The organism is Streptomyces sp. NPDC002328 (assembly GCF_042890065.1).
In the GTDB taxonomy this organism is placed as follows: Bacteria; Actinomycetota; Actinomycetes; order Streptomycetales; family Streptomycetaceae; genus Streptomyces.
The window spans coordinates 178,619-203,254 of sequence record NZ_JBIARQ010000007.1 but is presented as its reverse complement, the minus strand read 5'-3'; the positions used below and the strand labels follow the sequence as shown (position 1 = coordinate 203,254).

Annotated in this window: 22 protein-coding genes and 2 pseudogenes; 20 read left to right on the top strand and 4 right to left on the bottom strand. The window is 70.5% G+C overall.

Features of this window, described 5'->3' with window-relative positions:
• Position 1: 1 nt before the first annotated feature.
• Positions 2-960 (bottom strand): annotated as a pseudogene (locus tag ACFYX4_RS20310) (RecB family exonuclease).
• 163 nt (positions 961-1,123) lie between these two features.
• Between ACFYX4_RS20310 and ACFYX4_RS20305 the strand changes: the two are divergent.
• Complete coding sequence (locus ACFYX4_RS20305; RefSeq protein ID WP_389334735.1) at positions 1,124-2,722, top strand: site-2 protease family protein; 1,599 nt, start codon at positions 1,124-1,126, stop codon at positions 2,720-2,722.
• A gap of 81 nt (positions 2,723-2,803) precedes the next feature.
• On the opposite strand, the gene ACFYX4_RS20300 is transcribed toward ACFYX4_RS20305, so the two are convergent.
• Positions 2,804-3,424 (bottom strand): class I SAM-dependent methyltransferase, encoded by a 621-nt coding sequence (locus ACFYX4_RS20300; RefSeq protein WP_389334732.1) that lies wholly within the window; start codon positions 3,422-3,424, stop codon positions 2,804-2,806.
• 272 nt (positions 3,425-3,696) lie between these two features.
• On the opposite strand from ACFYX4_RS20300, the gene ACFYX4_RS20295 reads away from it, so the two are divergent.
• Both ACFYX4_RS20295 and ACFYX4_RS20290 read left to right on the top strand, forming a co-directional pair.
• Positions 3,697-4,599 carry a tRNA (adenine-N1)-methyltransferase gene (locus ACFYX4_RS20295; RefSeq protein ID WP_389334729.1) on the top strand — a complete coding sequence of 301 codons (903 nt, stop codon included), beginning with the start codon at positions 3,697-3,699 and terminating at the stop codon, positions 4,597-4,599.
• Positions 4,600-4,807: 208 nt separating this feature from the next.
• Complete coding sequence (locus tag ACFYX4_RS20290) at positions 4,808-5,386, top strand: hypothetical protein (protein ID WP_389334726.1); 579 nt, start codon at positions 4,808-4,810, stop codon at positions 5,384-5,386.
• A gap of 100 nt (positions 5,387-5,486) precedes the next feature.
• Here the strand turns inward: ACFYX4_RS20290 and ACFYX4_RS20285 are convergent, their stop codons facing one another.
• Complete coding sequence (locus tag ACFYX4_RS20285) at positions 5,487-5,792, bottom strand: ferredoxin (RefSeq protein WP_389334723.1); 306 nt, start codon at positions 5,790-5,792, stop codon at positions 5,487-5,489.
• Positions 5,793-6,035: 243 nt separating this feature from the next.
• Here ACFYX4_RS20285 and arc point away from each other — a divergent pair, with 243 nt between their 5' ends.
• From arc to prcA, 6 genes and pseudogenes are all read left to right on the top strand, one after another.
• Positions 6,036-7,802, top strand: a complete 1,767-nt coding sequence (gene arc, locus ACFYX4_RS20280; RefSeq protein WP_389334720.1) for a proteasome ATPase — start codon at positions 6,036-6,038, stop codon at positions 7,800-7,802.
• A gap of 229 nt (positions 7,803-8,031) precedes the next feature.
• Positions 8,032-9,543: a depupylase/deamidase Dop gene (gene dop / locus ACFYX4_RS20275; RefSeq protein ID WP_389334717.1), complete on the top strand. Its 1,512-nt coding sequence runs from the start codon at positions 8,032-8,034 to the stop codon at positions 9,541-9,543.
• Positions 9,544-9,732: 189 nt separating this feature from the next.
• Positions 9,733-9,951, top strand: a complete 219-nt coding sequence (locus ACFYX4_RS20270; protein ID WP_030955201.1) for a ubiquitin-like protein Pup — start codon at positions 9,733-9,735, stop codon at positions 9,949-9,951.
• Positions 9,952-10,082: 131 nt separating this feature from the next.
• Positions 10,083-10,289: pseudogene (locus tag ACFYX4_RS20265) on the top strand (endonuclease domain-containing protein); the annotation flags it as partial.
• Positions 10,241-11,086 carry a proteasome subunit beta gene (prcB, locus tag ACFYX4_RS20260; protein WP_389334713.1) on the top strand — a complete coding sequence of 282 codons (846 nt, stop codon included), beginning with the start codon at positions 10,241-10,243 and terminating at the stop codon, positions 11,084-11,086. The pseudogene ACFYX4_RS20265 and the gene prcB, both read left to right, overlap by 49 nt.
• Positions 11,087-11,146: 60 nt before the next feature.
• Complete coding sequence (gene prcA, locus ACFYX4_RS20255) at positions 11,147-11,902, top strand: proteasome subunit alpha (protein WP_389334710.1); 756 nt, start codon at positions 11,147-11,149, stop codon at positions 11,900-11,902.
• 59 nt (positions 11,903-11,961) lie between these two features.
• Here the strand turns inward: prcA and ACFYX4_RS20250 are convergent, their stop codons facing one another.
• Positions 11,962-12,978 (bottom strand): LacI family DNA-binding transcriptional regulator, encoded by a 1,017-nt coding sequence (locus tag ACFYX4_RS20250; protein WP_389334707.1) that lies wholly within the window; start codon positions 12,976-12,978, stop codon positions 11,962-11,964.
• Positions 12,979-13,065: 87 nt separating this feature from the next.
• Here ACFYX4_RS20250 and ACFYX4_RS20245 point away from each other — a divergent pair, with 87 nt between their 5' ends.
• The 11 genes from ACFYX4_RS20245 (at position 13,066) to ACFYX4_RS20195 (ending at position 24,616) form a co-directional block, all read left to right on the top strand.
• Entirely contained in the window at positions 13,066-14,325 is a 1,260-nt protein-coding gene (locus ACFYX4_RS20245; protein WP_389334704.1) for an MFS transporter, read from the top strand.
• 9 nt (positions 14,326-14,334) lie between these two features.
• Positions 14,335-15,696 (top strand): Pup--protein ligase, encoded by a 1,362-nt coding sequence (gene pafA / locus ACFYX4_RS20240; protein WP_037670540.1) that lies wholly within the window; start codon positions 14,335-14,337, stop codon positions 15,694-15,696.
• 189 nt (positions 15,697-15,885) lie between these two features.
• Positions 15,886-16,893 (top strand): FKBP-type peptidyl-prolyl cis-trans isomerase, encoded by a 1,008-nt coding sequence (locus ACFYX4_RS20235; protein WP_389334700.1) that lies wholly within the window; start codon positions 15,886-15,888, stop codon positions 16,891-16,893.
• A 59-nt stretch (positions 16,894-16,952) separates the two neighbouring features.
• The gene (locus ACFYX4_RS20230; protein WP_389334697.1) at positions 16,953-17,324 is read left to right on the top strand and encodes an FKBP-type peptidyl-prolyl cis-trans isomerase; all 372 of its coding nucleotides are present in this window, start codon (positions 16,953-16,955) and stop codon (positions 17,322-17,324) included.
• Between the two features lie 172 nt (positions 17,325-17,496).
• On the top strand, positions 17,497-18,459 hold the full coding sequence (locus tag ACFYX4_RS20225) for a helix-turn-helix transcriptional regulator (protein ID WP_389334694.1): 963 nt from the start codon (positions 17,497-17,499) through the stop codon (positions 18,457-18,459).
• Positions 18,460-18,478: 19 nt separating this feature from the next.
• Positions 18,479-19,579, top strand: a complete 1,101-nt coding sequence (locus tag ACFYX4_RS20220) for a helix-turn-helix transcriptional regulator (protein ID WP_389334691.1) — start codon at positions 18,479-18,481, stop codon at positions 19,577-19,579.
• A 22-nt stretch (positions 19,580-19,601) separates the two neighbouring features.
• A complete protein-coding gene (locus ACFYX4_RS20215) occupies positions 19,602-19,892 on the top strand; it encodes a hypothetical protein (protein WP_389334688.1) in 291 nt (96 codons plus the stop codon).
• Positions 19,893-19,912: 20 nt separating this feature from the next.
• A complete protein-coding gene (locus ACFYX4_RS20210) occupies positions 19,913-20,107 on the top strand; it encodes a hypothetical protein (protein ID WP_389334685.1) in 195 nt (64 codons plus the stop codon).
• Between the two features lie 260 nt (positions 20,108-20,367).
• A complete protein-coding gene (tatA, locus tag ACFYX4_RS20205; protein WP_389334682.1) occupies positions 20,368-20,658 on the top strand; it encodes a Sec-independent protein translocase subunit TatA in 291 nt (96 codons plus the stop codon).
• 47 nt (positions 20,659-20,705) lie between these two features.
• Positions 20,706-21,650: a twin-arginine translocase subunit TatC gene (gene tatC, locus ACFYX4_RS20200; protein ID WP_389334679.1), complete on the top strand. Its 945-nt coding sequence runs from the start codon at positions 20,706-20,708 to the stop codon at positions 21,648-21,650.
• Between the two features lie 116 nt (positions 21,651-21,766).
• Entirely contained in the window at positions 21,767-24,616 is a 2,850-nt protein-coding gene (locus ACFYX4_RS20195; RefSeq protein ID WP_389334676.1) for a DEAD/DEAH box helicase, read from the top strand.
• Positions 24,617-24,636: the final 20 nt, after the last annotated feature.

Below are 24,636 nucleotides of genomic sequence, written 5' to 3'. Positions count from 1 at the left end.
GCTAGTCCGGCCCCATTCTGCCCTGCGCCCCGACCGCGGACGTGACCGCCCTCACCCCACGGGCAGCGGATAGGGCGGGGGAGTGCCGCCGAACTCCGGGCAGTGCGCCCGGTGATCGCACCAGCCGCACAGCTTCGTCGGCCTCGGCCGCCACTCGCCCGTCTGCGTGGCCCGCCGGATCGCCTCCCACAACGCCAGCAGCTTGCGCTCCACCCGCTCCAGGTCGGCCTGGACCGGGTCGTACGTCAGCACGTCCCCGCTGCCCAGGTACACCAGCTGGAGCCGACGCGGGATCACGTTCTTCAACCGCCAGACCACGAGGGCGTAGAACTTCATCTGGAACAGCGCGCCCTCGGCGTACTCCGGCCTCGGCGCCTTGCCCGTCTTGTAGTCGACGATCCGCACCTCGCCGGTGGGCGCCACGTCCACCCGGTCGATGATCCCGCGCAGCGTCAGCCCCGACTCCAGCTCGGCCTCCACGAACAGCTCACGCTCGGCGGGCTCCAGCCGCGTCGGGTCCTCCAGCGTGAACCACCGCTCGACGAGCCCCTCCGCCTCCGTCAGCCAGCCGGCCAGCCGCTCGCCCTCCGGATCGTCCGCGAACAGCTCCACCAGCTCCGGCCTGGACTCCCGCAGCCGGTCCCACTGGCCGGGGATCAGCGACTTGGCCCGCGGGGCCGTCCGCTCGACCGCCGGGGCGTCGAAGAGCCGCTCCAGGACCGCGTGCACCAGGGTGCCCTTCGTCGCCGCCGCGCTCGGCTTCTCCGGCAGCCGGTCGATCACCCGGAACCGGTACAGCAGCGGGCACTGCATGAAGTCACCGGCGCGGGACGGGGACAGCGAGGCGGGCGGCACGGCGACGGCCTTCCTCTCGCCGGCCGGTCCGACCGCCGCCCGCGGCTCCGGCTCCGCCGCACCTCCGTCGCCCGCTCCGGCGACCTGCTCGCTGCTGCTCTCCATGCCCACAGACCTTACGGCCCGCCACTGACAGTCACCCACTCCCGCCCACGACGGCGGGAACTCAGGGTGCCGGGGCGAAACAGGTCACCACGGCCGCATACCATCGGTCCCGAGACCCTTCCGCCCGGCTGGAGCGGAAGACGCTTCGAAACGAGGGGACACCGTGGTGGAAAGCGGCGGGAGCGGGCGGCCGCGGCCGGAGAACGACAAGCCGGCCGACCACCCCACGACACCTCCACCCCCCTCCACCCCCACCCCGGCCACCGAGCCGCCCCCCAACCCCAGCTCGCCGCCCGCGACTTCCCCCACGCCGGGCCCCGAAGCACCGGAACCGGGCGCCCCGGAGCCCGACGAAACACCCACGCGAGACGGCGCCCCGGAGCCCGGGGAAGCGCCTGCGGGTGGGGGTACGCCTGCGGACGATGGGGCGGCTGCGCCAGGGGGTTCGCCTGCGACGGGCCCGGGTGGTGGCGGTTTCGGGGAAGGCGGTTTCGGGGAACGTGGTGATCTTCACCCTGAGCGGCCTCATGCGCATAGCTCCGCCGGCGGTGGTCGCGGGACCGTTCTCGGGGAGGGGGGCGAGGGGAAGGGGCGGCCGCCCAAGGCTCCTGAGCCTCGTGGGGGGCTGCTGATGGGACGGCCCTTCGGCGTGCCCGTCTACGTGGCCCCCAGCTGGTTCCTCGTCGCCGCCCTCATCACCTGGGTGTTCGGCGGCCAGCTCGACCGGGTCCTGCCCGAGCTCGGCGCCGCCCGCTACCTGGTCTCCCTCTTCTTCGCGGTCGCCTTCTACGCGTCCGTCCTCGTCCACGAGCTGGCCCACACCGTCGCCGCCCTCCGCTTCAAGCTCCCGGTGCGCCGCATCCAGCTCCAGTTCTTCGGCGGGGTCTCCGAGATCGAGAAGGAGGCCGAGACGCCCGGCCGCGAGTTCTGGCTGGCCTTCGTCGGCCCGCTGCTCTCCCTCGTCCTCGCCGGCGTCTTCTACCTCGCCCTGCAACCCGTCGAGCCCGGCACCGTCCCCGGCGTGCTGCTGGCCGGCCTGATGATCTCCAACCTCATCGTGGCCGTCTTCAACCTGCTGCCCGGCCTGCCCCTCGACGGCGGCCGGATGCTCCGCGCCGTCGTCTGGAAGATCACCGGCAAGCCCATGAGCGGCACCGTCGCCGCCGCCTGGGTCGGCCGCGCCCTCGCCGTCTCCGTCCTCGTCGGACTGCCGCTGCTCACCCAGTCCGGCGCGCTCGGCGACGCGGCCGAGGACAGCGTCGGCATGGACACCGTGATGGACGCCCTGCTCGCCGCCATCCTCGCCGCGATCATCTGGACCGGCGCCGGCAACAGCCTGCGCATGGCCCGGCTGCGCGAGCACCTTCCCGAGCTGCGCGCCCGCAACCTCACCCGCCGCGCGGTCCCCGTCGAGTCGGCCACGCCGCTCTCCGAGGCCCTGCGCCGCGCGAACGACGCCGGCGCCCGTGCGCTGGTCGTCGTCGACGCCCACGGCGAACCGCTCTCCCTGGTCCGCGAGGCCGCCATCGTCGGCGTACCGGAACACCGCCGCCCCTGGGTCGCGGTCAGCGGCCTCGCCCAGGAGCTCACCGACGGCATGCGCGTCTCCGCCGAACTGGCGGGCGAGGACCTGCTGGACGCCCTGCGCGCGACCCCCGCCACCGAGTACCTGGTCGTCGAGAACACCGGCGAGATCTACGGAGTGCTGTCCGCGGCGGACGTGGAGCGGGCCTTCGTCAAGGCGATGGCCAGGCCGAGCTGAGCACGGGCCGAGCCGGGCACCGGCCGAGCCGAGCACCGGCGTTCCCCGGTCTCAGCCCGGCCCCGGCCCCGGGCCAGCGCCTCAGCTCGGAGCGGTCCCCACCAGCACGAACTCGTTGTACGGGAACACCTTGCCGACCGCCCGGGGGAACGGGAAGGAGAACGTCCGGGCCACGCTCAGGCCCGCCTTGTCGGCGTGCCGGCGCAGTTCCTCGAAGCCCACGAAGCGGACGTGGGTCGCGTCGGTCTTGTAGCCGGCCTCCTGCGGAGTGATCAGCACGACCCGGCCCCCCGGCTTGACCAGCGGCAGGTACTGGGCGAGGACGTCGACCGCCAGGGACTCGTCCATGTGCTCCAGCACGTGCGCGCAGAGCAGGCTGTCGAACGAACCCGGACCGCAGTCCGGCGCCTTCGCGAGCTCCTCGGGCACGTACGCGTTCAGGCCACGCTCACGACAGGTCGCCACCGAGTGGGCGTTGTGGTCGACGCCCACACTGTCCGGACCGCAGTTCAGCAGGTTCCGCCCCAGGCCACAGCCCACGTCGAGGACCCGGCCGAGCCGCAGCCGTTTGAGGTTCCATCGATAGGGCGCCTGGGTGGGCAGGAACCGCTTGATCCCCGAGGTCTCCAGCCGGGCGAGCCGCTTGGTGTAGTCGGAGCCCTCCGTGCTCGCCTCGGGCTTTCCGTTCTTGGCCTCGGACATCGATGACCGCCATTCCCAGGAGTGAAAGATCGACCTTACGGCCATCGTGGGGGATCCTCATCGGGCCGAGGTCGGGCCGAGCGCAGAGCTGTCCCGCCCACCTCGTGTCCCATGTCCCATCCGACACGTGACCTGATCCACAAGGCTAAGAGCCCCAAGGGGACTGGTAAAGCTGAACCGGCCGATGCGCCGGAAGGCAATTCGGATCGCGCCCCGCCCCACCCGCCCCCCGCGTGGTCGGCGACCCCCGCAAACGCCGGTAGGCTGTTCACATGTCCGAACCGACCGGTGCCGCCCGCAGGCGCGGGCCCTTCAAGGTCGGGGACCAGGTTCAGCTGACCGACCCCAAGGGCCGCCACTACACGTTCACGCTCGAGGCCGGGAAGAACTTCCACACCCACAAGGGTTCCTTCCCGCACGACGAACTGATCGGCGCTCCCGAGGGCAGCGTTGTCCGCACCACCGGGAACGTCGCCTACCTCGCGCTGCGCCCCCTGCTCCCCGACTACGTCCTGTCCATGCCCCGCGGGGCAGCCGTCGTCTATCCCAAGGACGCGGGGCAGATCCTCGCCTTCGCCGACATCTTCACCGGCGCGCGCGTCGTCGAGGCCGGCGTCGGCTCCGGCTCCCTCAGCAGCTTCCTCCTGCGCGCCATCGGCGACCAGGGCATGCTGCACAGCTACGAGCGCCGCGAGGACTTCGCCGACATCGCCCGGCAGAACGTCGAACGCTACTTCGGCGGCCCGCACCCGGCCTGGCAGCTCACCGTCGGCGACCTCCAGGACAACCTGAGCGACACCGACGTCGACCGCGTCATCCTCGACATGCTCGCCCCCTGGGAGTGCCTGGAGGCCGTCTCCAAGGCGCTCGTGCCCGGCGGCATCCTGTGCTGCTACGTCGCGACCACCACCCAGCTCGCCCGGACCGTCGAGTCCATCCGCGAGATCGGCTCCTTCAACGAGCCGACCGCCTGGGAGACGATGATCCGCAACTGGCACATCGAGGGCCTCGCCGTCCGCCCGGACCACCGGATGATCGGCCACACCGGCTTCCTGCTCACCGCTCGCCGCCTCGCCGACGGCGTCGAGCCCCCCATGCGCCGCCGCCGCCCCGCCAAGGGCGCCTACGGCGAGGACTACGCCGGCCCCAACGCCGACGGAGGCACCGGCCGCTAGGAACGCCTCAGCGCAACGCGACGACGCCGTGGCCGAGTTCCGGGGACGACCCCGGAACTCGGCCACGGCGTCACCGTGTTGAGACGTTCATCCGGGTCTACGCCCCTCGTCCGGATCCGCACCCCGCCGTTCCCCCGCGTCTGTGACGTGTGGCACGATGCTGGCCTCCCCACCCCCACCGGCACAGCCCTCACAGGAGACGCTCCTAGTGCAGCAATCCGCCGTCCCGGAACTGGCACACACCCACGCCCGACCGATCCACTGGGTCGCGACCGCCACCGCCGTGGCCGCCGTCGTCGCCCTCTCCTCGGTCCTCGGACCCGGACCGGCGACAGCCGCCCAGGCGGCCGGCCCGAACGCCGAGCCCGCCCCCGCGAGCACCGCGCCGCCGGCCACCACCGGAGTCGACTTCCCGATCGAATGCGGCCCGGTGAGGGCCCTCGTCGTCAAGAAGGCCACCGGAGACCTCGACGGCGACGGCAGGCCCGAGACGATCGCGGTCGTCCACTGCGACTCCGCCATGGGCACCCCGCCCGACGGCGTCTACGTCCTCACCCAGGGCCCCGGCGTGAGCGGTCCGCGCCTCGTCGCCACCCTCGTCGCACCCAAGGAACGCCGCACCGTCACCGCCCTGTCCGTGCGGGACGGCGCCGTGCTCGCCTCGTACCTCGGCTACTCCTCGGCCGACGTGCCCAGTTGCTGCCCCGACGTCAAGGAAGCGGCCAAGTGGCGCTGGAAGGACAACGTGTTCGTCCGCTCCACGCCCGCCGACGCCCACAGCGTCTGACGCCGCCCGGCGCCCGCCCGACGGTCCTGTGAGAAATCAGACAGCGCCGAACGCGAGCAACTGGCGTATCACACAGGCGTGACGGGCCGTGCGCGCCCGCTCACTCCGCGTCAGGGCCGTAGACCTCGACGCTGTCCGAAACCCTTCGCACATGGATGCACTCACCGGGACACTCCCGCGCCGAGTCCACGACATCGGTCAGCAACGGCAGGGGAATCGGCGTCGTCGCGCCCTTGGCCTGAAGAAGCTCCTCGTCCGCACCTTTGACGTAGGCCAGCCCGTCGATGTCCAGCTCGAACACCTCCGGCGCGTACTGCGCGCAGATGCCGTCGCCGGTACAGAGATCCTGGTCGATCCAGACCTCCAGCGCCTCGCCGCCGACAGCCGCCTCCTGCTGCACGCCCATATCTCCTGCCGTTTATTGCCGAGTCGCACGGGAACCATGCGAGCTCTGACGGGTGTTGAACACTTCGACCCTACCTCCGGCAGCTTTCCAATCATGTTCGGTGGGTATTCCCCTGGCGTGAGGGAGAGCGCAAGGGTGAAGATCGGACACACCTCGACAGTCTTTGTGATCTAGGGGTTTCAATCGACACCCACCCAGGTAGGGTCTGGAAGCGTCCAGCTCCCCTTGGAGGAGGTGAGGACCGTGGCAGCCCACGACGACGACATGAACCGCGGCATCCGCCCGGGACGAGGGTCCGACGACCCGGCCGGGCAGATTGCCTACCTTGAGCAGGAGATCGCCGTCCTGCGGCGCAAGCTCGCCGACTCTCCGCGACACACGAGGATTCTCGAAGAGCGGATCGTCGAGCTACAGACCAACCTGGCCGGCGTGTCCGCTCAGAACGAGCGACTCGCCAACACACTCCGTGAGGCCCGCGACCAGATCGTGGCCCTCAAGGAAGAAGTCGACCGGCTCGCCCAGCCGCCGGCCGGCTTCGGTGTCTTCCTTCAGGCGAACGAGGACGGCACCGCCGACATCTTCACCGGCGGCCGCAAGCTCCGGGTGAACGTCAGCCCCGGCGTCGAGCTCGAAGAGCTCCGGCGCGGCCAGGAACTGATGCTCAACGAAGCGCTCAACGTGGTCGAGGCCATGGAGTTCGAGCGCGTCGGGGACATCGTCACCCTCAAGGAGATCCTCGAGGACGGCGAGCGCGCCCTGGTGCTCGGGCACACCGACGAGGAACGGGTGGTACGGCTCGCCGAGCCGCTGCTGGACGTCACCATCCGGCCCGGCGACGCCCTCCTGCTCGAACCCCGCTCCGGCTACGTCTACGAGATCGTCCCCAAGAGCGAGGTCGAGGAACTCGTCCTCGAAGAGGTCCCCGACATCGGCTACGAGCAGATCGGCGGACTCGGCGGCCAGATCGAGGCCATCCGGGACGCGGTCGAGCTGCCGTACCTCTACCCGGACCTGTTCAAGGAGCACGAACTGCGGCCGCCCAAGGGCGTCCTGCTGTACGGGCCCCCCGGATGCGGAAAGACGCTCATCGCCAAGGCCGTCGCCAACTCGCTGGCCAAGAAGGTCGCCGAGGTCACCGGCCAGGCCGCCGGCAAGAGCTTCTTCCTCAACATCAAGGGCCCCGAGCTCCTGAACAAGTACGTCGGCGAGACCGAGCGGCAGATCCGCCTCGTCTTCCAGCGGGCCCGTGAGAAGGCCAGCGAGGGCACCCCCGTCATCGTCTTCTTCGACGAGATGGAGTCCCTCTTCCGCACCCGCGGCTCCGGTGTCAGCTCGGACGTGGAGAACACCATCGTCCCGCAGCTGCTCGCCGAGATCGACGGCGTGGAAGGCCTCCAGAACGTGGTCGTGATCGGTGCCTCCAACCGTGAGGACATGATCGACCCGGCCATCCTGCGCCCCGGCCGGCTCGACGTGAAGATCAAGATCGAGCGTCCGGACGCGGAAGCCGCCAAGGACATCTTCGGCAAGTACCTCACCGAACGCCTCCCGCTGCACGGAGACGACCTCGGCGAGCACGGCGGCGACAAGACCACCACCGTCCAGAGCATGATCCAGACGGCCGTGGAACACATGTACGCCGAAACCGAGGAGAACCGCTTCCTGGAAGTCACCTACGCCAACGGCGACAAGGAAGTCCTCTACTTCAAGGACTTCAACTCCGGCGCCATGATCGAGAACATCGTGGGCCGCGCCAAGAAGATGGCGATCAAGGACTTCCTGGAGAAGAACCAGAAGGGCCTCCGCGTCTCCCACCTCCTCCAGGCCTGCGTGGACGAGTTCAAGGAGAACGAGGACCTGCCCAACACCACCAACCCGGACGACTGGGCCCGGATCTCCGGAAAGAAGGGCGAGCGGATCGTCTACATCCGCACCCTCATCACCGGAAAGCAGGGCTCGGACACCGGACGCTCCATCGACACGGTGGCGAACACCGGACAGTACCTGTAAAGACAGGGCGGCTGCGGGTGCCCTCCAGGGGGTACCCGCAGCCGACTGTTTTTCGGGCACGGCTGGAGCAGGCAATGACGCAAATGATCTCCCCACCAGCGCAGAGCCGTTCTAGGCTCTTCCGTACCGCCGGGCGCAGTGCGGGGACGGGCACCGCACACGCACCGGAGCACCCGCGGTACTGGAGTGGCGCCCATGACCGAGGGTGCCGCCGGGCAAGGAGGGCCGCATGACCGTACGGCGAGTAATGGGCATCGAGACGGAGTACGGGATCTCCGTCCCCGGCCACCCGAACGCCAATGCCATGCTCACCTCGTCCCAGATCGTCAACGCCTACGCGGCGGCGATGCACCGGGCCCGCCGGGCCCGCTGGGACTTCGAGGAGGAGAACCCGCTGCGGGACGCGCGAGGCTTCGACCTCGCCCGCGAGGCCGCCGACGCCAGCCAGCTCACCGACGAGGACATCGGGCTCGCCAACGTGATCCTCACCAACGGCGCCCGTCTCTACGTCGACCACGCGCACCCCGAATACAGCTCCCCCGAGGTCACCAACCCCCGCGACGCCGTCCTCTGGGACAAGGCCGGCGAGCGGATCATGGCAGAGGCGGCGGAGCGCGCCGCGGCGCTTCCCGGCGCCCAGCCGATCCACCTCTACAAGAACAACACCGACAACAAGGGCGCCTCCTACGGCACGCACGAGAACTACCTGATGAAGCGGGAGACCGCCTTCTCGGACATCGTGCGCCACCTCACGCCCTTCTTCGTCTCCCGGCAGGTCTTCGCCGGCGCCGGACGCGTCGGCATCGGCCAGGACGGGCACGAGCACGGCTTCCAGCTCAGCCAGCGCGCGGACTACTTCGAGGTCGAGGTCGGACTGGAGACCACCCTCAAGCGCCCCATCATCAACACCCGCGACGAGCCCCACTCCGACGCCGAGAAGTACCGCCGGCTCCATGTGATCATCGGCGACGCGAACCTCTCGGAGATCTCCACCTACCTCAAGCTGGGCACGACCGCGCTGGTCCTGTCCATGATCGAGGACGGCTTCATCGCCGTCGACCTCGCCGTCGACCAGCCCGTCCGCACCCTGCACCAGGTGTCGCACGACCCGACGCTCAAGCGCCTGGTCACCCTGCGCAGCGGGCGCACGCTCACCGCGGTGCAGTTGCAGATGGAGTACTTCGAGCTGTCGCGCAAGTACGTGGAGGAGCGGTTCGGCGCGGACGCCGACGACCAGACCAAGGACGTCCTCGCGCGCTGGGAGGACACCCTCACCCGGCTGGAGAACGACCCCATGAGCCTCGCCGGCGAACTCGACTGGGTCGCCAAGCGGGAACTCATGGAGGGCTACCGGCGCCGTGACGACCTCGACTGGGACGCCGCGCGGCTGCACCTCGTCGACCTCCAGTACGCCGACGTACGGCCCGACAAGGGCCTCTACAACCGGCTGGCGGCCCGCGGGCGGATCAAGCGCCTGCTGGACGAGCCGGAGGTCGAGCGGGCGAAGTCCAAGCCCCCGGAGGACACACGCGCGTACTTCCGCGGCCGCTGCCTGGAGCAGTACGCCGACGACGTCGCCGCGGCCTCCTGGGACTCGGTCATCTTCGATCTCCCGGGCCGGGACTCGCTCCAGCGCGTCCCAACCCTCGAACCTCTTCGCGGAACGCGAAATCACGTCAAGGAGCTTCTGGACCGCTGCCGGACGGCAGAAGACCTGGTCAGGGTCTTGTCGGGCGGCTGAGCGGGTACTCGGCCGGACCCGGGCGCGCGGGGTGGAAACCCCGCCGTCCGGGAATCATCGAGGCAGCCCCCGTACGTTGAGGAAACTGCGGGGCCGATGTCGGACCCTGCTTGTAGGGTCTGATCATCACCGATCGGCAGGATGCCGACCTGTCGACCCATGTCGGGCGAACTGAGCGGGGTGAGGGTTATGGCGACCAAGGACACCGGCGGCGGCCAGCAGAAGGCGACGCGCTCCACGGAGGAGGTCGAGGAGCAGGCCGCGGAGACGCAGGCCTCGGAAGACCTCAAGGAACGCCAGGAGAAGCTGAGCGACGACGTCGACTCGGTTCTCGACGAGATCGACGACGTCCTCGAGGAGAACGCCGAGGACTTCGTTCGAAGCTTCGTCCAGAAGGGCGGCGAGTAGCCTTCGAATCGAAGGCCTCGGGGGTGCTCGAATTGGATGGCGAAGGTGGCGTCAGGCGTCGCTCGCGGTGGGAGAGCTCCATGCCGCGAGCGACGTCCGCCGTCGACGCCGGCGGCGCCCGAAGCGCCCGCGTGATCTGCGCAAATGCCCCCGCCGCGGATGTGGATCACCGCCACAAGACGGGTAGGGTCCGTGGCGTACCGTGCTTCAACTGCAATTCGGCCATCGGCAAGTTGGGAGACGATCCCGACGCTGTTCGTCGGGCAGCCGCTTACCTGGAAGGAACTCCGTGGAAGCCAACACTCGTAGCACCGGGCGTCTGCCAGCTGCCTTCCTGACGCCTGGGTCCTCGTCCTTCATGGACTTCCTCGCCGAGCAGCAGCCCGAGCTGCTGCCCGGGAAGCGGCAGCTGCCTCCGACGCAGGGTGTCCTGGAGGCGCCGCACGGGACGACGATCGTGGCCGTGACGTTCCCCGGCGGCGTCGTGCTCGCCGGTGACCGCCGGGCGACCATGGGCAACGTCATCGCGCAGCGGGACATCGAGAAGGTGTTCCCGGCGGACGAGTACTCGGCCGTCGGCATCGCCGGCACGGCCGGTCTGGCCGTCGAGATGGTCAAGCTGTTCCAGCTGGAGCTGGAGCACTTCGAGAAGGTCGAGGGCGCCCAGCTGTCCCTGGAGGGCAAGGCGAACCGGCTGTCGACGATGATCCGTTCCAATCTGGGCATGGCGATGCAGGGCCTGGCCGTGGTGCCGCTCTTCGCCGGCTTCGACGTGGACCGGGGCAGGGGCCGGATCTTCTCCTACGACGTCACGGGCGGCCGTTCCGAGGAGCACAACTTCGCGGCGACGGGCTCCGGCTCGATCTTCGCGCGCGGGGCGATGAAGAAGCTGTTCCGTGACGACCTGAACGAGGAGCAGGCCACGACGCTCGTCGTGCAGGCCCTCTACGACGCGGCAGACGACGACTCGGCGACCGGCGGTCCCGATGTCGCCCGCCGGATCTACCCCATCGTCACCGTGATCACCGAGGACGGATTCCGCCGTCTCACCGAGGACGAGTCCTCCGAGATCGCCCGCTCGATCCTGGCGCGCCGTCTGGAGCAGCCGGACGGTCCGCGGGCCGCGCTGCTGTAGCGGGCCGGTTCTCCCGCTTGAGGTGATCGAGTGACTTCCACAGAAAGGGACGGATAACCGGTGTCGACGCCGTTCTATGTCTCACCCCAGCAGGCGATGGCCGACCGCGCGGAGTACGCGCGCAAGGGCATCGCCCGTGGCCGCAGCCTGGTCGTGCTCCAGTACGCCGACGGCATCGTCTTCGTCGGCGAGAACCCGTCCCGCGCGCTGCACAAGTTCAGCGAGATCTACGACCGGATCGGCTTCGCCGCGGCCGGCAAGTACAACGAGTACGAGAACCTCCGCATCGGCGGCGTCCGCTACGCCGACCTGCGCGGATACACCTACGACCGGGACGACGTGACCGCGCGCGGTCTCGCCAACGTCTATGCCCAGACGCTGGGCACGATCTTCTCCTCGGCCGGTGAGAAGCCGTACGAGGTGGAGCTGGTCGTGGCCGAGGTCGGCGAGACGCCGGACGGCGACCAGATCTACCGGCTGCCGCACGACGGGTCGATCGTCGACGAGCACGGTTCGGTGGCGGTCGGCGGCAACGCCGAGCAGATCAGCGGGTATCTCGACCAGCGTCACCAGGACGGCATGTCGCTGGCGGAGGCGCTGAAGCTGGCGGTGCAGGCCCTGTCCCGGGACACCAACGGCACACAGCGGGAGATCCCGGCGGAGCGTCTCGAGGTCGCGGTGCTGGACCGGACGCGACCGCAGAAGCGGAAGTTCAAGCGGATCGTCGGCCGGCAGCTCGGGCGGCTGCTGGAGGCGGGCGGCGCGGCCACGGAGGCCGAGAGCGCCGAGGACGCCGACGGTTCCGACGAGGAGTGAGCGGCTTCGTGCCCGCGTGTGCCCCCGGCCGGTGATGGCGGCCGGGGGCACACGGCGTCTCAGGGGCCGCCGGGCGGCGCTGTGGAGCCCCGGACGACGAGCTGGACGGGGATGTCGCCCTCCTGCGGTGCGCGGCCGTCCAGGACCGCCAGGAGGGCGTTCATGCCCCGTTCCCCGAACAGCTCGGCGTCCAGGCGGACGGTGGTCAGCTCCGGGTCGAGGGCGCCGGCGAGGGCGAGGTCGTCCAGGCCGGTGACGGAGAGGTCGTCGGGCACGCGCAGGCCCAGGCGGCGGGCCGCCTTGTAGACGCCGGCGGCCAGTTTGTCGTCGTCGCACACCACGGCCGTCGGGCGGGCGTCGGGGTTGTTGAGGGCGGCCTCGGCGGCGGTCAGGGCGCCGTCGATGGAGATCGGCGCGGGCGCCGTGCGCACCGTGGTCCCCGGGGTCGCGCCGAGCCGTGCGGCCAGCTCACGCGCGCGTACCCGGAACGTCCAGGAGGGGATGTCGGCCGCGAGGTGCAGGAAGCGCCGGTGTCCGAGACCGAGCAGGTGGTCGGCGATCTGGCGGACGCCGTCGGCGATGTCCAGGTTGACGGTGGCCGCGCCGAGGCTGCCCGCGGGGTCGCTGTCGAGCATGACCAGGGGCAGCTGGTCGCCGCTGATGGCGGTGAGGGCGTCGGCGGCCATGGAGGAGGCGATCACGCCGTCCACGGCGGCCTGCGCGGAGGCGAAGGGGTCGCGGGCGGGGCCGACGCCTTCGGGGGAGGGGTACAGGACGACGCCGAAGCCGTGCTCGGCGGCGACGCGGGCCGCGCCGGTGTAGACGCCCGCGAAGAACTCCGTGGTCAGCGCCGGCACCACCAGCAGGACGGTGCGGGTGCGGCCGAGGCGCAGATGGCGGGCGGCGAGGTTGGGCCGGTAGCCGAGTTCGCGCGCGGCCTGCCGTACGCGTTCGGCGGTGGTCTCGGAGACGCGGCCGCGCCACTTGTCGCCCAGGACCAGCGAGACGGCGGCCTGGGACACTCCCGCGGCCTGCGCGACGTCACGGCTGGTGGGGCGGGTGCTGCCTCGTGCCACCGTGGGCGTGCTCCTTCGTCTGGACTGGCGAACAGCGCACATGGTACGTATGACGGAGGACGTTATACGTACAACGGAGGCGGGACGATGGCCGCGGGATACGCCGAGATCCTCAAGGCGAGGCACGCCGCCCGGCTGCTGGCCGGCACGCTCGTGGGGCGGCTGCCCAACGCGACGGCCGCCATCGCGATCGTGCTGTACGTCCGGGGCGAGGGCGGCGCGTACAGCCTCGCGGGGGCTCTCGCGGCCGTGTACGGCGTCGCCAACGCCGTCGGCCAGCCCCTGCTCGGACGGCTCGTCGACCTGTACGGCCAGCCGCGCGTGCAGCTGCCCGCCGCGCTCGCCTCGGCCGTCGCGATGGCGGCCTTCGCCCTGGCCGGCACCGGCTCGCTGCCGCTCGCGTACGCCGCCGTGGCCGCCGCCGGGCTCTTCACCCCGCCCCTGGAGGGCGGCCTGCGGGCGCTGTGGCCCTCGGTGCTCCGCCGGGAGGACCAGGTGCACACGGCGTACGCGCTGGACGCGGTGGCGCAGGAGGTGATGTTCACCGTCGGCCCGCTGCTGGTGACCGTGTGCGTGTCGCTGTGGTCGCCGCAGGCGGCCCTGATCGTCATCAACGCCATAGGCGTGCTCGGGGCGCTCTCGGTGGTCGTCTCGCCGCCCTCGCGCGCGTGGCGCTCCGCCCCGCGCGAGGCGCACTGGCTCGGCGCGCTGCGCTCACCGGGGCTGCTCGTGCTGCTCGCGGCCTTCCTGTTCGTCGGCATCGCGCTCGGCTCCATCACGGTGGCGTCCGTGCCGTACGCGGACGACCACGGGGGTGACGTCGTCTACGGCTGGCTGATGGCCGCCGTGGGCCTCGGGGCGCTCGTGGGCGGCATGGCGTACGGGGCGCGGCAGTGGACGGGCGCGCCCGAGCGGCGACTGCGGGTCCTGGTGGCGTTGCTGGCGGTGTGTTACCTGCCGCTGATGCTGATGCCGGACGCGGTGGGCATGGTGGCGCTGACGGCGCTCGCAGGGGTGTTCCTGGCGCCCGCGCTCGCCTGTGCCTTCGTCATCGTCGACCGGCACGCGCCGCGTGGCACGGTCACCGAGGCGTTCTCCTGGCTGGTGACCATGTTCACCGTGGGCATGTCGGTCGGAACGGGCGTGGCGGGGCCGGTCGTCGAGGAGGGCGGCGCGCTGTGGGGATTCGCCGTGCCGGGCGCGGCGGGCGCGGTGGCATTGCTGGTTCTGCTGGCCACGGGAAGGGTACTCGCAGTTCCCGCCGTGAGTGCGGTGGTTGCGGCTTCATCGGAAAATGATCCAAACCGTGCTGCCGAACCCCGTTTCAGTTCCGGTGATCGGGCGTAATGTTCAGTCATGGACCGCCGCATTTTCGGGCTGGAGAACGAGTACGGCGTCACGTGCACGTTCAGGGGACAGCGCCGCCTGTCGCCTGACGAGGTGGCGCGGTACCTCTTCCGCCGTGTCGTGTCATGGGGCCGAAGCAGCAATGTCTTTCTGCGGAACGGCGCCCGCCTCTATCTCGACGTGGGATCGCATCCGGAATACGCGACGCCGGAATGTGACAACGTGACCGAACTGGTCACCCACGACAAGGCCGGCGAGCGCATTCTAGAAGGACTCCTGGTGGACGCGGAACGACGCCTGCACGAGGAAGGAATCGCGGGCGACGTCTACCTCTTCAAGAACAACACCGACTCGGCGGGCAACTCCTACGGTTGCCACGAGAACTACCTGGTGGCCCGGCACGGGGAGTTCTCCCGGCTCGCGGACATCCTCATCCCGTTCCTGGTGACCCGGCAGCTGCTGTGCGGGGCGGGCAAGGTGCTCCAGACGCCCCGCGGGGCCGTCTACTGCGTCAGCCAGCGCGCCGAGCACATCTGGGAGGGCGTCTCCTCGGCGACGACCCGTTCCCGGCCGATCATCAACACCCGCGACGAGCCCCACGCGGACGCCGAGCGCTACCGCCGGCTGCACGTCATCGTGGGCGACTCGAACATGTCCGAGACGACCATGCTGCTCAAGGTCGGCGCGACCGACCTGGTGCTGCGCATGATCGAGGCGGGCACGGTGATGCGGGACCTGACCCTGGAGAACCCGATCCGGGCGATCCGAGAGGTCAGCCATGACATCACCGGCCGGCGCAAGGTGCGGCTGGCCAGCGGCCGTGAGGCCTCGGCGCTGGAGGTGCAGCGCGAGTACTACGAGAAGGCCGTGGACTTCTGCGAGCGGCGCGGCATCCGCACGGGCACCGTCGAGCAGGTGCTGGAGCTGTGGGGCCGCACGCTGGACTCCATCGAGTCCGAGGACCTCGACCGCATCGGCACCGAGATCGACTGGGTGATGAAGTACAAGCTCATCGAGCGGTACCGGGCCAAGCACAACATGACCATGTCGCATCCGCGGGTGGCGCAGATAGACCTCGCGTACCACGACATCCACCGTCGTCGGGGTCTGTACTACCTGCTGGAGAAGAAGGGTCAAGCCACCCGGATCTGCAACGACTTGAAGATCTTCGAGGGCAAGTCGGTTCCGCCGCAGACCACTCGGGCCCGGCTGCGCGGCGACTTCATCCGCCGGGCGCAGGAGCAGCGCCGGGACTTCACCGTCGACTGGGTGCATCTCAAGCTCAACGACCAGGCGCAGCGCACCGTGTTGTGCAAGGACCCGTTCCGTTCGGTGGACGACCGGGTGGAGAAGCTGATCGCCGGAATGTGATCGCCGGTAGGTGAGCGAGCGCGTCGCGGCGGAAGAGCCGGAACGCGAGGAGGGCGCTGTACGTTTCCCGTACGGCGCCTTTCGCGTGTCGGCGGCGCTGTCCCGGGCCGGAACCGGGATCGGCGCGCAAACGTCAGTAAGGTAGCGCGCACGCCATCAGTAAGATCGACCGATTACGAGGCCCCCACCGTGCGCCGACGCTCACTCATTCTCGCCGCCGTACCCGCAGGACTGGTCACGCTCGCCGGATGCGGCGACGAGAAGTCCGACTCGTCGAGCACGGCGGACGGCAGCGCGTCGCCCTCGGCGTCGGCCCCTTCCGCGGCCGCCACGCCGAAGATCGTGGACGGGCCGCTGCCGGCCATCACCGCGGGCACGAAGTTCGACGAGAAGCCGACGGTCGCCAAGGGCTCGGGCAAGCCCTCCGACCAGCTCGCCGTGAAGACCGTGATCGCGGGCGGCGGCAGGACCGCCGCGGAGAACGACTATGTCCAGGCCAACTACCTCGGCCAGATCTGGGACACGGCGAAGGTCTTCGACAACTCCTACGACCGGGGGACGCCGCTGCTGATCCAGCTCGCCCAGGGCAGCATCATCGACGGCTGGCGGTACGCGCTGACGGGCAAGAAGACCGGCAGCCGGGTGGAGTTCTCCGTCCCGCCGACCTGGGGTTACGGCCCTGAGGGCAACGCGCAGGCGGGTATCAAGGGCACCGACACGCTGGTGTTCGTGGTCGACCTCCAGGCCACGTTCAACGCGAAGAGCTCCGCCGAGGGCAAGGACGTCCCGCAGACCGACGCCGCCCTGCCCAAGGTCGGCACCAACACCGACGGCAAGGCGCCCTCGGTCGACGTGCCCAAGACCGACCCGCCGAAGAAGCTCGTGTCGAACTACGTCATCGAGGGGGACGGCGAGGAGGTCAAGGCCGAGAACACCCTGTTGGTCCAGTACCAGGGCGTGCTGTGGGACACCGGCAAGGAGTTCGACTCGACGTACGGGCGCGGCGCGCTGACGTCGTTCCCGCTCCAGAACGTCGTCAAGGGCTGGGCGCAGGGTCTGACCGGCAAGAAGGTGGGCAGCCGCGTCGTCATCGTGATCCCGCCGGAGCTCGGCTACGGCGACAACCCGCCCGCGGACAGCGGCATCAAGAAGGACTCCACGATGGTGTTCACGGTGGACATCCTCGCGAAGATGTGACGCCGCCGTGATGTAAGACTGTGGTGTTGCCTTTCCGCGAACCAGCAGGAGCGTAAGACGTGAGCATCGACAAGCCCGAGATCGACTTCCCGGAGGGCGCGCCCCCGAAGGACCTCGAGATCAAGGAGATCTGGGAGGGCGACGGCGAGGTGGCCCAGGCCGGCCAGACCGTCACCGTGCACTACGTCGGCGTGTCCTTCAGCACCGGCGAGGAGTTCGACGCCAGCTGGAACCGCGGGACGCCGTTCCGCTTCCCGCTGGGCGGCGGCCGGGTCATCAAGGGCTGGGACCAGGGTGTGCAGGGCATGAAGGTGGGCGGCCGTCGTCAGCTGACGATTCCGGCCCACCTCGCCTACGGCGACCAGAGCCCCACGCCGGCGATCAAGCCGGGCGAGACGCTGATCTTCGTGGTGGACCTGCTCGGGGTCTGATCGCCGTACGTGAAGCATCGCCGTACGTGAAGCCACGACTGATCATTGTGTGACCGGTCGTGATCACTTGGAGCCCATGCCTGTCCGGGCATGGGCTCTCGGCTTTTGCCGGGACACCGCGGAGCGGTACGGTCATCCGTCAGAAGCACCATAAGGAAGGCGAAGGGCGTCGATGGCCATTGCCAAGGCCGAGCGGCTGATGAACCTGGCGCTGTGCCTGCTGGGGACGCGGCGGCCGCTCAGCAAGCGCGAGCTGCGCGACTCCATTGAGGCTTACGTGGAGGCCGGTGCGGCGGGGGCCGACGACTCCTTCAACCGGATGTTCGAGCGGGACAAGGACGATCTGCGCGAGCTCGGCCTGGTCATCGAGACCGTGGAGAGCCTCGACGGCGAGATCGGCTACCTCGCCCGACGCGACAGCAACCGCCTGCCGCCCATCACCCTCGACGCCGAGGAGGCCGCCGCCCTGGGGCTGGCCGCCAAGGTGTGGCAGCAGGCCCGCCTCGCCGGCGCCGCCAGTGGTGCCCTCCAGAAGCTGCGCGCCGCGGGGCTCCCCGAGGACGTCGACCCGTACGAGGCGCACGGGGCGCTGGAGCCGCGCATCCCGGTGCACGAGGCCGCGTTCGAGCCGCTGATGCTGGCCTGCCGCGACCGCCGCCCGGTCGTCTTCGACTACCGCAAGGCCACCGCCGCGCACCCCGAGCCCCGGCACGTCGAGCCGTGGGCGCTGGAGTGCTGGCGCGGCCACTGGTACCTGGCGGGCTTCGACCGCGACCGGGGCGCCGAGCGGGTCTTCCGGCTGTCCCGGATCACCGGCAAGGTGCGCTCGCGCGGCGGGCGCTTCACCGTGCCCGTCCCCGACGTCGTCACCGTCCGCGAGACCGTCGCGAGCTGGGCGGGGGAGACCGCCGACCGCAGCGCTCTGATCCGGCTGCGCGCCGACGCCGGGTACCCCTTGCGGGCGAAGGCCACGGCGGTGCGGGAACTCGGCGACGGCTGGGACGAGTTGGAGATTCCGTACGGGCACGGGCTGGACGCGTGGCTGGTGGAGTTCGGGCCGGACGTGGTGGTCCTGGAGCCCGCCGAGCTGCGGGCCGACGTGGTGGACCGGCTGCGTGCCGTGGCCAAGGGCTGAGGGGGAGCGGAAGAGAACTGTGGCAGGCAAACCGGTCAGGCCCGCGAACGCCATCGACCAGACGCGGCGGATGCTCTCCCTGGTGACGTATCTGCGCGAGCGCCCCGGCGCGCGCGTCGAGGACGTGGCGCGCGCCTTCGGGATCACCGAGGACGAGCTGGTCTCCGACCTCGACGTGCTGCCCATGTGTGGCACGAGCTTCCGGGGCGGCGATCTGCTGGACATCGACACCGACGGCGAGCGCATCTGGTGGCACAACCCGGCGGCGCTCGGCGCGGAGGCCGCCGAGCCGCTCCGGCTGGCCGCCGACGAGGCGACCGCGCTGCTGGTCGCCGCGCGGGCCGTGGCGACCCTGCCCGGACTGCGCGAAGGCGACCGCCAGGCGCTGCTGCGCGCCACCGCGAAGGTGGAGACCGCGGCCGGCGAGGCGGCGGGCGCCAGCTCCCGGCTCTCGGTCACCTTCGAGTCCGAGGGCGGCGTCTTCGCCGACGTGGACCGGGCGATCTCCGAGCGGCGCCGGCTGTGGATCCGGTACTACTCGCCCGCGCGGGACGAGCTCACCGAGCGCGAGATCGACCCCATCCGCCTGGTCAGCGTCGGGCACACGTACGTGGAGGCCTGGTGCCGCCGCTCCGAGGCGCGCCGCACGTTCCGTCTCGACCGGGTCGCCGAGATCCGCATCCTCGACGAGCCGTCCGCCCCGCCCGAGATCGAGCTGCGGGACCTGTCGGAGGCGCTGGTGCAGCCGGCCGCCGAGGACCCGGAGGTCGTGGTCGAGGTCGGCCCCGGCGGTCGCTGGGTCGCCGAGTACTACCCCCACGACAGCGCCGATGAACTTCCCGACGGCGGCCTGCGTATCACTCTGCGCACGCCCGACCCGGCGTCGCTGCGCCGCCTGGCCCTGCGCCTCGGCCGCGACGGCCGGATCGTGTCCCCCGAGGCCCTCGCCGACAGCGCCCGCCGCGCGGCCCGCGAGGCCCTGGCGGCGTACGAGGGGGCTCAGGCGGACGAGGCGCGGCAGGTGAACGGAATCACCGGAGGCGACTCGGGCGGGACCGCGCGGATGGTCGTCGGCGCGGCGGACGCCGGGAGCGCTTGCGGCGGTGTGGGGTCCGGATGAGCTACGGGCGGGAGCGACGGTCGTGAGTGAGTCTGCGGTGTCCGGTGTACGGGGAGTGTCCGTGGCCGCGGCCTTCGCGGGGATGAGAAGCGTCGCCCCCGTCGTGTTCAGGGCCGGCTGCCCCGACTGCCGGGGCCGGTTCGAGCTCGGCGCGGGCGCGCTGCGTCTGGTGCTCGGCGCCTCCAGCCGCACCACCTTCTACTCCTTCACCTGCCCCGAGTGCGGGGCCGCCGTGCGCAAGCCGGCCGGGGAGCGGATCGTCGAGCTGCTCACCGGCGGCGGCGTGCGGACCCTGCGGCTCCACACGGCGTAGGACGGTCTAGGCTCGGCGACATGTTCTGGCCGATGTTGGCGGTAGCCGTGGGGTTCCTGGGTCTCGCCGTGCTCGCGGTGTTCGCGGCGCGGGTCTTCCGGGAGGCGCAGCGTCTGGGACGGCAGGTGGAGGACTCCGCCCGCCGTATCGACAGGGCCGCCGGGGAGCTGGAGCGGGCGTCCCTCAGTGCGGCCCGCGCTGTCGACAGCCTGTGAGTGCGGCCGACCGCTCCTGTGAGTCCCCGGCGTCGTGCGTTTTGGGCCACTTCGCCCTCCCGTCGCGACGGTCCCGACAGGTACGCTGCTGGTCGCGGTCCCGAAAACGAGGCCAGGACCGCTGACCGGGAGTACGCACGGGGATTGCCTCACGTTTACCCCTGAGCGTTACGATCGCTGTCGACACGACCGTTCGGACACACGTCCGACCGATCGGACAGCACCCCCACCCAGCCGCCTCGGTGAGAAGGTAAAGACTTATGTTCGGAAGGCTCGGCGCCCCCGAGATCATTCTCATCCTCGTCGTCATCATCCTGCTGTTCGGCGCGAAGAAGCTTCCGGACATGGCCCGCTCGCTCGGCAAGTCCGCGCGCATCCTCAAGAGCGAGGCCAAGGCGATGAAGGAAGAAGGCAGCGGCAACACGGCCACTCCGGCGGGCCCGCCCAACCCCGGCGAGCAGACCCCCTCGCAGCGCACCATCCAGGCCGCTCCCGGCGACGTGACCAGCTCGCGCCCGGTCAACGAGCCGACGGACACCACGAAGCGCTGACGCAGGGCCGGTGACCTCCGGCCCGCCGCACGAGATGGGAACGTGGGTTGCTCAAGCCTGCCCGCAAGAAGGAGAAGGACCCCGAGGGGCGGATGCCCCTCGTGGAGCACCTTCGTGAGCTGCGTAACCGGCTCGGGAAGGCGGTCCTGGCGATCGTGATCGCGGCGGCCGCGGCCGCGGTCTACTACCAGGACATCATCGACCTGCTCACCGAGCCGATCCAGAAGTCGGTGGGCTGCGCGACGCCGTTCTCCGAGCTGGCCAAGCAGAGCACGGGGGCCTGCGGCAACATCACGATGTCGGGCCTCATGGGCCCGTTCACGTTGATGATCAAGGTATCGCTGACGGCGGGCGTCGTGATCGCCAGCCCGGTCTGGCTCTACCAGCTCTGGGCGTTCGTCGCGCCCGGCCTGCACAAGCACGAGCGGAAGTACGCCTACGGCTTCGTGGCCAGCGGCGTCCCGCTCTTCCTCGCGGGCGCGTGGTTCTCGTACCACGTGCTGCCCGCCGCCGCGGTCGTGCTGCTCGAGTTCACCCCGTCGGGAGCGGTCAACCTTCTGCCGCTGGACGAACTGCTCGACCTCGTGACCCGCATGGTGATCGTCTTCGGTCTCTCCTTCGAGCTGCCGCTGCTGCTGGTCATGCTCAACATGACCGGCATGGTCCGCGGCAGCCGGATGCTGGGCTGGTGGCGCGGCATGATCATGGGCGTCACCGTCTTCGCCGCGTTCGCCACGCCGACGGTCGACCCGGTCTCGATGCTCTCGCTCGCCACGCCGATCATCGCGCTGTACTTCCTCGCCACGGGCTTCGCCCTGCTGAACGACCGCCGCAGGCGCCTCCGGGAGGCCGAGGGCCCCGCCGACGACGAGGCGTCCGAGCTCGACCTCACCCCGGCGGACATCGGCGAGATCGAGCAGGTGTCGGCGACCCGCGCCCTCCCGGAGCAGACGTCCCGGGAACGGGTCAACGGCTACGACGACGTCACCTGACCCGACCCACCAGACGCCCCGAAGGCCGGACGGATTCCGTCCGGCCTTTCCGCTGCGCCCGCACACCGGTGCCTGACCTGCGCGGATCATATGTTTGATGAGGGCGGATCCGGATAATGATCGTCCTGTTGTCAGTGGGGCCCGGTACGCTCGAAAGCACGATGACAGAGGACCTCTCACCGGCCGAGCGGTACGCGGCTGCGCGCAGGCGCGCTGTCGAGCAGGCCACCGCGCTCGCGTCCTTCCGCGAGATGTACGACTTCGGTCTCGACCCGTTCCAGATCGAGGCGTGTCAGGCACTCGAGGCGGGCAAGGGCGTCCTGGTGGCCGCCCCCACCGGCTCGGGCAAGACGATCGTGGGCGAGTTCGCCGTCCACCTCGCCCTCCAGCAGGGCAAGAAGTGCTTCTACACGACGCCCATCAAGGCGCTGTCGAACCAGAAGTACTCCGACCTGTGCCGTCGCTACGGCGCCGAGAAGGTCGGCCTGCTCACCGGCGACAACAGCGTCAACTCCGACGCCCCGGTGGTCGTGATGACCACCGAGGTGCTGCGGAACATGCTGTACGCCGGTTCGCAGACCCTCCTCGGTCTCGGCTACGTGGTGATGGACGAGGTGCACTACCTCTCCGACCGCTTCCGGGGCGCGGTGTGGGAGGAAGTGATCATCCACCTCCCCGAGTCGGTCACCCTGGTCTCGCTCTCCGCGACCGTGTCCAACGCCGAGGAGTTCGGCGACTGGCTGGACACCGTCCGCGGCGACACCGAGGTGATCGTCTCCGAGCACCGACCCGTGCCGCTGTTCCAGCACGTGCTGGCCGGACGGCGGATGTACGACCTGTTCGAGGAGGGCGAGGGCCAACGGAAGGCCGTCAACCCCGACCTCACGCGGCTGGCCCGCATGGAAGCGAGCCGGCCCTCGTACCAGGAGCGTCGGCGCGGCCGGATGCGCGAGGCCGACCGGGAACGCGACCGCCGGCAGCGCTCACGGGTGTGGACGCCGGGCCGGCCCGAGGTGATCGAGCGGCTCGACGCCGAGGGGCTGCTGCCCGCCATCACGTTCATCTTCAGCCGCGCCGCCTGCGAGGCCGCCGTCCAGCAGTGCCTGTACGCCGGGCTGCGGCTCAACGACGACGAGGCCCGTGAGCGGGTCCGCGCCCTCGTCGAGGAGCGCACGGCCGCCATCCCCCACGAGGATCTGCACGTCCTCGGCTACTACGAGTGGCTGGAGGGCCTGGAGCGCGGCATAGCGGCCCACCACGCGGGCATGCTGCCGACGTTCAAGGAGGTCGTGGAGGAACTGTTCGTCCGCGGCCTGGTCAAGGCCGTCTTCGCGACCGAGACCCTAGCGCTGGGCATCAACATGCCCGCCCGCTCGGTGGTGCTGGAGAAGCTCGTCAAGTGGAACGGCGAACAGCACGCCGACATCACCCCCGGCGAGTACACCCAGCTGACCGGCCGCGCGGGCCGGCGCGGCATCGACGTCGAGGGACACGCCGTCGTGCTGTGGCAGCGCGGCATGAACCCCGACCACCTCGCCGGCCTCGCCGGCACCCGCACCTATCCGCTGCGCTCCAGCTTCAAGCCGTCGTACAACATGGCGGTCAACCTGGTCGAGCAGTTCGGGCGGCACCGTTCGCGCGAGCTGCTGGAGACGTCGTTCGCCCAGTTCCAGGCCGACCGGTCGGTCGTCGGCATCTCCCGGCAGGTGCAGCGCAACGAGGAGGGCCTGGAGGGCTACAAGGCCTCCATGACCTGCCACCTCGGCGACTTCGACGAGTACGCGCGACTGCGCCGCGAACTCAAGGACCGCGAGACCGAGCTGGCCAAGCAGGGCGCCGCCCACCGGCGCGCCGAGGCGGCGGTGGCGCTGGAGCGGCTCAAGCCGGGCGACGTCATCCACGTCCCGACGGGCAAGTACGCGGGCCTCGCCCTGGTGCTGGACCCGGGGCTGCCCGCGGGGCGGGCCAACGGCCACCGCGGCTTCGACCACCACGACGGACCGCGCCCGCTCGTCCTGACCGCGGAGCGGCAGGTCAAGCGGCTGGCCTCGATGGACTTCCCGGTGCCGGTCGAGGCGCTGGATCGGATGCGGATCCCGAAGACGTTCAACCCGCGCTCGCCGCAGTCCCGTCGGGACCTCGCCTCCGCGCTGCGCAGCAAGGCCGGGCACATCCCGCCGGAGCGGGCCCGCAAGAAGCGGTCCCAGGCCGCCGACGACCGGGAGATCGCCCGGCTGCGCACGGCGCTGCGCGCCCACCCCTGCCACGGCTGCGACGAGCGCGAGGACCACGCCCGCTGGGCCGAGCGCTACCACCGGCTGCTGCGCGACACCTCGCAGCTGGAGCGGCGCATCGAGGGGCGCACCAACACCATCGCCCGCACCTTCGACCGGATCGTGGCGCTGCTGACCGAGCTGGACTACCTGCGCGGCGACGAGGTCACCGAGCACGGCAAGCGGCTCGCCCGGCTCTACGGCGAACTCGACCTGCTGGCGAGCGAATGCCTGCGCGCCGGGGTCTGGGAAGGGCTCGCGCCCGCCGAACTCGCCGCGTGCGTGTCGGCGTTGGTGTTCGAGGCGCGGGTCGGCGACGACGCGATGGCGCCGAAGCTGCCCTCCGGCAAGGCGAAGGCCTCGCTCGGCGAGATGGTGCGGATCTGGGGCCGGCTGGACGCTCTGGAGGAGGACTTCCGGATCAGCCAGACCGAGGGCGTCGGCCAGCGCGAACCCGACCTCGGCTTCGCCTGGGCGGCGTACATGTGGGCCTCGGGCAAGGGGCTCGACGAGGTGCTCCGCGAGGCGGAGATGCCGGCGGGGGACTTCGTGCGGTGGTGCAAGCAGGTGATCGATGTGCTGGGGCAGATCGCGGCGGCTTCTCCTGCGGAGGGCTCCGGTGTGGGGCGGGCTGCTCGTAAGGCTGTTGATCAGTTGCTGCGGGGGGTTGTCGCCTACTCGTCTGTGGGGTGATTGTTCGTCGGCGGGTGCGG